The sequence below is a fragment of the Corallococcus llansteffanensis genome (assembly GCF_003612055.1).
Lineage (GTDB): Bacteria > Myxococcota > Myxococcia > Myxococcales > Myxococcaceae > Corallococcus > Corallococcus llansteffanensis.
On record NZ_RAWB01000041.1, the window covers coordinates 23257 to 29426 of the forward strand.

The following is a 6170-nucleotide window of genomic DNA, read 5'->3' on the forward strand; positions in this document are numbered from 1 at the left end:
CGGTGACGTCGTCCCGGAGCGCCTGGGGGCTCAGGCCGGCGCGTAGTAGACGATGTTCAGGATGTCGGCCATGGCGGAGAGGGCCGCGTCGGCGGCGAGGGTCTCTCGTTGCACCTGGACGAACCTGGCCGCGGCGCTCTGGAAGTCCCTGTAGATGCCGTTGAACTTCTTCGAGATCGGCAGGGTGGTGTCATACGCCTGCAGCATCGCGATGAAGAACCAGGTGTAGCTGTCGGCATTGGTCAGGTGCTGCGCGGTCGTGATGTGATCGATCTTGTCGCCCGCAACCCGCCGCCTGGCTGCGTCCGCCGCCCTGTCCTCCAGGTCGGCGGTGAACTGGGCGATGGTGTTGCCGCGGATGCTGCCGGAGAGGTAGCCGTCCGTGTTGTCCTGTCCCTGGCGCCGGACCTTCCCCACCAGATCGGTGGTGGCGGCGTAGCGGTGGGTCGCCTCATGGACCAGGAGGCCCGCCCAGTAGGCGCCGCCAAAGCCCAGGTCCGCCTGCATCCCCATGATCTTGGGGAAGTTGATGTGGATCGGGCCCACGGCGCCGGTCAGCGCGTTGCGAATCACGTAGCCGTTGAGCGTCGGCGAGCGACCGTCCTCGTTCTGGACGATCTCGAGCTTGCCGAACTCATCTTCCAGCCCCTTCCGCGTCGTCCGGAGCACGTTGATGATCTCGCCGACCGTGCTCTCGAGCAGGGCCTTCGACCCCTGGAGGGGGATGTTGAAGTAGAGGTAGAGCGCCTTGCGGACGTCGGCGTGAAAGGCCAGCCCCAGGTCGATGAGGAGCTGGTTTTCGATGAGCTGGAGCCCCGCGACGGCGAGGTCCAACCCGGCCCCCAGCGCCTTGGGGCTGCTCGCGGGCAGCCCCATATGGGACTTCAGCAGCCCCCACTTCTCGCCCTTCGAATTTGGGACCTGATACGTCGGCATCGCGCACGCCTCCAGGACGGGTATTCGCCCCGGTCCAGATAAGACCCCGGTGGCGACGTACGGAGCAAATGGGAGCCCGCCGCTCGCTGCTCTGGCCCGCTTGCACCCCGGGTGCGGGGAGTGCCCAGATGAGTCCCTGTCACCCCAGTGGGGGTGCACGGCCTGCGGCCGGAAGGGACATCTCGAATGAAGCACAACGTGCGGAGCGGTTGGAGTGTCGTGGTGGCGCTGGCGGCGGGCGCCCTGGTCGCGACCAGCGGGGCCTGTGGTGGTGATGACGGCGATCCGGATCCGGACCCTCTCCCGGACGCCGGGACGCAGGCGGACGCGGGCACGCAGCCGATCCGCGAGGAAGGCCGTGCGCTCGCGGCCTCCAATGGCAGCCTCATCGTCGTGGGCTCCACCGAGCGGAACCTCGCGGCCACCGGCGTGGACATGGTGGTGAGCCGCTATACGACCTCCGGCGAGCTGGACACGTCGTTCGGCACGCAGGGCGCCACCGTCATCGACTTCGAGGGGCCGGTGTCCGGCGCCATCTCCGGAAAGAAGGAGCAGGACGACCGGGCGGACACGGTGGCGGTGCTCGCGGACGGCAGCATCCTCGTGGCTGGGTTCGCGCAGGGAGGCGTCGCGTCGGACTCGCGCGACCTCGCCGTGGTGAAGCTCAAGGCCAATGGACAGCTCGACACGTCCTTCAACAGCACCGGCCGCTCGAAGCTGCACTTCGGATCCGCCGGCAGCACCGAGTACGTCGGGGCCGTGCACAGCCTGCTGCCCCTGGCCGATGGTCGCTTCTACGTGGGCGGCTTCCTCACGAAGTCGGACGGGCTCGACGAGGACTTCGCGCTCATCCGCTACAAGGCGGACGGCTCCATCGACACGGGCTTCACCTCCGCGGGGAGCCCGGCGGGAAGCTGGATTGGCGGCGCGTACACCCAGGCCGAATCCGTGCAGGGCATCGTGCTCCAGGGCACGAGCGTCGTCATCGGCGGCGGGGATGACTTCGCGGCCGTGCGCATCCTCGCGAGCGGCAGCCAGGACATGACGTTCGGCACGTCGGGGCTCGCGAAGAGCGTGGATGGCCGGGCGCACGCGATGGTGGCGCGGCCGGGCGGCGGATTCCTGCTCGCGGGTGAGCGGCAGGACGTGAACGTCGGCGGGACGAAATTCGGCGTGCTGAAGCTCGTGGCCTACACCTCCGAGGGCAAGCCCGACCTCACCTTCGGGCCCGCGGGCGTTCGCGAGCTCACCACCTCCGTGGACGCGCTCAACGTGGTGGACGTCAGCGGCCTCCACATCCAGGGCGACGGGAAGATCCTCGTCTACGCCAACGTGCGCGCGGTGCCCGCGCTGTTCCGCCTGCAGGCCAATGGCGACCTGGACACCTCCTTCGGCACCGGCGGCGTGGTGCGCTGGCCGCAGACGCGGCTCCAGTTGCCCCTCTTCATCCGCCCCACCAGCGGCCCGAAGCTGGCCATCCTCGGCAACCAGGCGTTCGTCACCGACGCGAACAGCTACACGCCGGACATCATCCCCAACGGCACCACGCGCATCATGCTGAAGAGCACGGGGCTGTAGCCGTCCCCTGCCCCACGCCTGCCCCCGACGTCACGTCGCGGGCGGGCGCTTCCTCGCGGTGGGCTTCGGCTTGAACGCATCGCTGCGCGGGTGGAACTCGTCGTACACCTTGCGCAGCCTCGCGCCGTTGACGTGCGTGTAGATCTGCGTCGTCGCCAGGTCCGCGTGCCCCAGCATCTGCTGCACCGCCCTCAGGTCCGCGCCCCGCTCCACCAGGTGCGTGGCGAACGAGTGCCGCAGCTTGTGCGGTGACAGCGGCTTCAGGATGCCGGCCTTCAAGGCATAGCGCTTGAGCAGCTTCCAGAAGCCCTGCCGCGTGAAGCCTCCACCACGCGGCGTGACGAACAGCGCCTTCGCCTCGCGCCGCCCCAGCAGTTCCGGCCGGGACAGCGACAGGAACGTCTGGACCTTCTCAATCGCCACGCGCCCCAGGGGGACGATGCGCTCCTTGGAGCCCTTGCCCTTCGCGATGAGGTAGCCCGCGGTGAGCTGCACGTTGTTGAGCTCCAGCGTGCACAGCTCCGTCACGCGCAGCCCCGTGGCGTAGAGCACCTCCAGCATCGCCTTGTCGCGCATGCCGGTGACGGTGCGCTCGTCGGGCGCGGCGAGCAGTTGCTCCACCTCCTCCAGCGTGAGGAACACGGGCAGCTTGCGGGGCGACTTCGGCGTGTCCACGTCCTCCGTGGGATCCTTGTCCGCGAGCCGCTCCGCGATGAGGAAGCGGTGGAAGACGCGGATGGCGGCCAGGTGCCGCGCCTGGCTGCGGCGGCTCAGGCCCCGCTTGCCCAGCGTCGTGAGGTGCGCGAGCACGTCCTCCTGCGTGACGCGGCCCGCGTCGTCCTTGCCCCGCGAGCGCAGGTCCTCGAAGTACACGGTGAGGTCCGCCGCGTAGGCGTCCACCGTCTTGCCGGACAGCCCCCGCTCCGCGCGGATGAAGGCGATGAACGCGTCGAGCAGTCCTTCCATGGGCCCGGAGGGTAGCGAAGGAGCGCGCCCCCGTCACGGATGCGGGTTATGGAGAAGACCTGTCTTCGGAACACCCGACCCAGGAGCAACCCATGATGCGTGCGCAAGGCTGGATGTGGATGGCGGTGCTGACCCTCGGGAGCGTGGGCGCGACGGCCCGGGCCCAGCAGGAGCCGGCCCCCGCGACGACGTCCACGAAGACGCGGACCGGCACGGTGAAGGAGCTCACCGCGTCGTCGCTCCAGCTGGCGGGCGCCACGAAGGACGCCCCTCCGCTGACCTACGTGCTCGAGAACCCGAAGCAGGAACTCAAGGCGTCCCTCGCGGGCCTCAAGGCCGGGGACTCCGTTCGCGTCACCTACGCCCCCAACAACGTGGGCGCGAAGGTCGTCACCCACGTCGAGAAGCTTCCCGCCGCGGCGCCGTAATCAAGAGCGCCGCGGGGCCCCGTGCCTCACGCGTGGGGTTCGGTGGCTTCCTGCGCGTGCGCGCGCTCCAGCGCCTCCACCACCCACGGCCAGCCCACCAGGATGTTGCCCGGCGAGCGCAGGCACGCGTCCGCCACCGCCAGCACCTCCGCGGGCCGGGAGCGCACCGCCAGCGCCAGGTGCCGGCCCAGGAACGGGTGCGGCAGGTAGCTCAGGTTGTGATGCCGCACCGGCACCCACCGCAGCGTGGGCCGCCCGGTGAAGCGCTCCACCGCGTACGCCACCGCCTGCGCCAGCACCTCCAGCGCGTAGAACGGCAGCCGGAACGCGCACGCCAGGAAGGCCACCAGCGCGCTCGCGGCCACCGCGCCCGCGAAGGACACCGACGAGGCGCCGCTCCACACCAGCATGGGCACCAGGCTCGTCGCGATCGCCGCCACCTGCACGTTGCGCACGGTCGGCCCGCGTCCGCTCGCCAGCCCTCCAATGCTCCCCGCCGACAGCCCGGACACGATGCCCAGGCACACGCCCACCGCGATCGCCGCCGCGCCCCCGGACTCCGGCCCGAACGCGCCGCCCGCCGTGGCGTGCAGCCCCGCGAGCATCGACACGCTCGCCAGGGAGCCCAGCAGCACCCCCGACGCGAGCCCCGACACCAGCGCCACCACCAGCCCCACTGCGGAGCACAGCGCCGCGGAGATGAGCCACACGCCCCGCATCGGCACGCCCATCACGTGAAGGCCCAGCCCCATGAGCGCCGTGAGGCCCGGCGACAGCACGACGAGCAGCAGCAGCATCCGCCAGACGAAGGCCCCGGCGGCGCGGCCTCCTTCGGCCTGCTCGCGCCAGAGCTGCCCGATGCGTCCCGCGGGCGCGCGGATGCCGGCTTCGCGCAGGCGGTAGTGCAGGTCGATGGGCCTCATCATCAACAGCCCGAGCAGGGCGAGCGTGCTCGGCACCCGCTCCGGTACGTCGACAATCACTGGCGCTGCTGGACGGTCCCCCTCGGCCAAGGCTCCCCCCTCTGGTTTGGGTTCAGGCCTCCAGCCTACCCTTCCCTTGCCTGAGGATTTCAAGCGCATCGCCTACGAGTGAAACCACCGTGGACGGCTCGTTCAATGTCACGCCACCGTCAAGGATCAGCTCCAAACCGTGCCCCAACACGGTCTTGATGTCCCTGGCATCTGACAAAACCGTACCATCGGTATGTGTGGCGGACGTGGTGATGAGCGGGCGGCCCAACGCCCTCGCCAGCTCGCGCGGCAGGGCTGCGTCAGGGACGCGCAGTCCTACCTGTTTCTGCTTTGTCATCATCACCTCTGGCACCAGGCGTGTGGCTTCCAGGATGAAGGTGAACGCACCGGGGGTGAGGCCTTTCATCGCGCGGTACGCGAAATTGCTCACGTGCGCGTAGCGGGCCACGTCCGACAGGTCGGGGCACAAAAGAGACAGCGGCTTCTTTTTGTCGCGGCCCTTGAGCTGGTACAGCCGCTCAATTGCTTTCTTGGAATTCAAGTCGCAGCCGAGCCCGTAGTACGTGTCCGTCGGGTAGGCGATGAGGCCGCCCTTCTCCAGCACCTCCACCGCCCGCGCGACGTGGCGCGGCGAGGGGTGATCCACGTCCACCTCGAGGATGGGGGCGATGGCGGGGGGCATGACGGAGGGCGGCTCCTGGCAGGGACGGCGTGCCTCCACTATGCGCCGCCGCCCGCCTCTTCCGCACGGATTTCGCCGCTGCCCAGGAGCGCGCGCCGGGTGAGCACCGGCCCCACCAGTTCGTGCGCGGTGATCATCGCGATGATGAGCACCTCCACCTGGGGCCCGAACGACGGGAAGGTGCGCGACACCAGCGCCGCCAGCCCGAACGTCACGCCCGCCTGGGAGATGAGCCCCATCCACAGGTAGCGCTTGAGCCGGGGATCCTCCGTGGGCGCGAACCGCCGGCACGCCGCCCAGATGGCGAGGCCGCGCAGGGCCACGAGCAGCATCGCCGCCGGCCCCACCGTCACCAGCGCATCCAGCTTCAAGCCCGCCCCGGCCGCGGCGAAGAAGAGCGCGAACACGGGCAGGCCCGCCTGCTGGATGGCCAGGTGGATGCGCCGGCCCTCGCGCTCGTCCAGGTTGGCGATCAGCGCTCCGGCCGCCAGCGACACCAGCAGCGGCGACAGGTGCAGCCGGGCCCCGCCCTCGGCCGCCGCGAACGTCAGCCCCACGAGGAACAGGGGGAGCTCCCGGTTGACGCCTCGCATGTACAGCAGCATC

Annotated in this window: 7 protein-coding genes; 2 read left to right on the top strand and 5 right to left on the bottom strand. The window is 69.9% G+C overall.

The features are described 5' to 3' along the window. Window positions 1-30: 30 nt before the first annotated feature. On the bottom strand, window positions 31-936 hold the full coding sequence (locus D7V93_RS06375) for a hypothetical protein (protein ID WP_147451059.1): 906 nt from the start codon (window positions 934-936) through the stop codon (window positions 31-33). Window positions 937-1122: 186 nt separating this feature from the next. Between D7V93_RS06375 and D7V93_RS06380 the strand changes: the two genes are divergently transcribed. Beyond that, entirely contained in the window at window positions 1123-2514 is a 1392-nt protein-coding gene (locus tag D7V93_RS06380) for an NHL repeat-containing protein (protein ID WP_120642519.1), read from the top strand. A gap of 30 nt (window positions 2515-2544) precedes the next feature. On the opposite strand, the gene xerD is transcribed toward D7V93_RS06380, so the two are convergent. After that, window positions 2545-3480 (bottom strand): site-specific tyrosine recombinase XerD, encoded by a 936-nt coding sequence (gene xerD, locus D7V93_RS06385; RefSeq protein WP_120642520.1) that lies wholly within the window; start codon window positions 3478-3480, stop codon window positions 2545-2547. Between the two features lie 92 nt (window positions 3481-3572). On the opposite strand from xerD, the gene D7V93_RS06390 reads away from it, so the two are divergent. Then, on the top strand, window positions 3573-3908 hold the full coding sequence (locus tag D7V93_RS06390) for a hypothetical protein (protein ID WP_120642521.1): 336 nt from the start codon (window positions 3573-3575) through the stop codon (window positions 3906-3908). 26 nt (window positions 3909-3934) lie between these two features. Here D7V93_RS06390 and D7V93_RS06395 read toward each other — a convergent pair whose 3' ends face one another. The 3 genes from D7V93_RS06395 to D7V93_RS06405 all read right to left on the bottom strand — a co-directional run. Then, a complete protein-coding gene (locus D7V93_RS06395; protein WP_120642522.1) occupies window positions 3935-4921 on the bottom strand; it encodes a hypothetical protein in 987 nt (328 codons plus the stop codon). 22 nt (window positions 4922-4943) lie between these two features. After that, a complete protein-coding gene (locus D7V93_RS06400; protein WP_120642523.1) occupies window positions 4944-5564 on the bottom strand; it encodes an L-threonylcarbamoyladenylate synthase in 621 nt (206 codons plus the stop codon). A gap of 38 nt (window positions 5565-5602) precedes the next feature. Next, a partial coding sequence (locus D7V93_RS06405) for a cation:proton antiporter domain-containing protein (protein WP_208722931.1) occupies window positions 5603-6170 on the bottom strand: 568 nt, incomplete at its 5' end.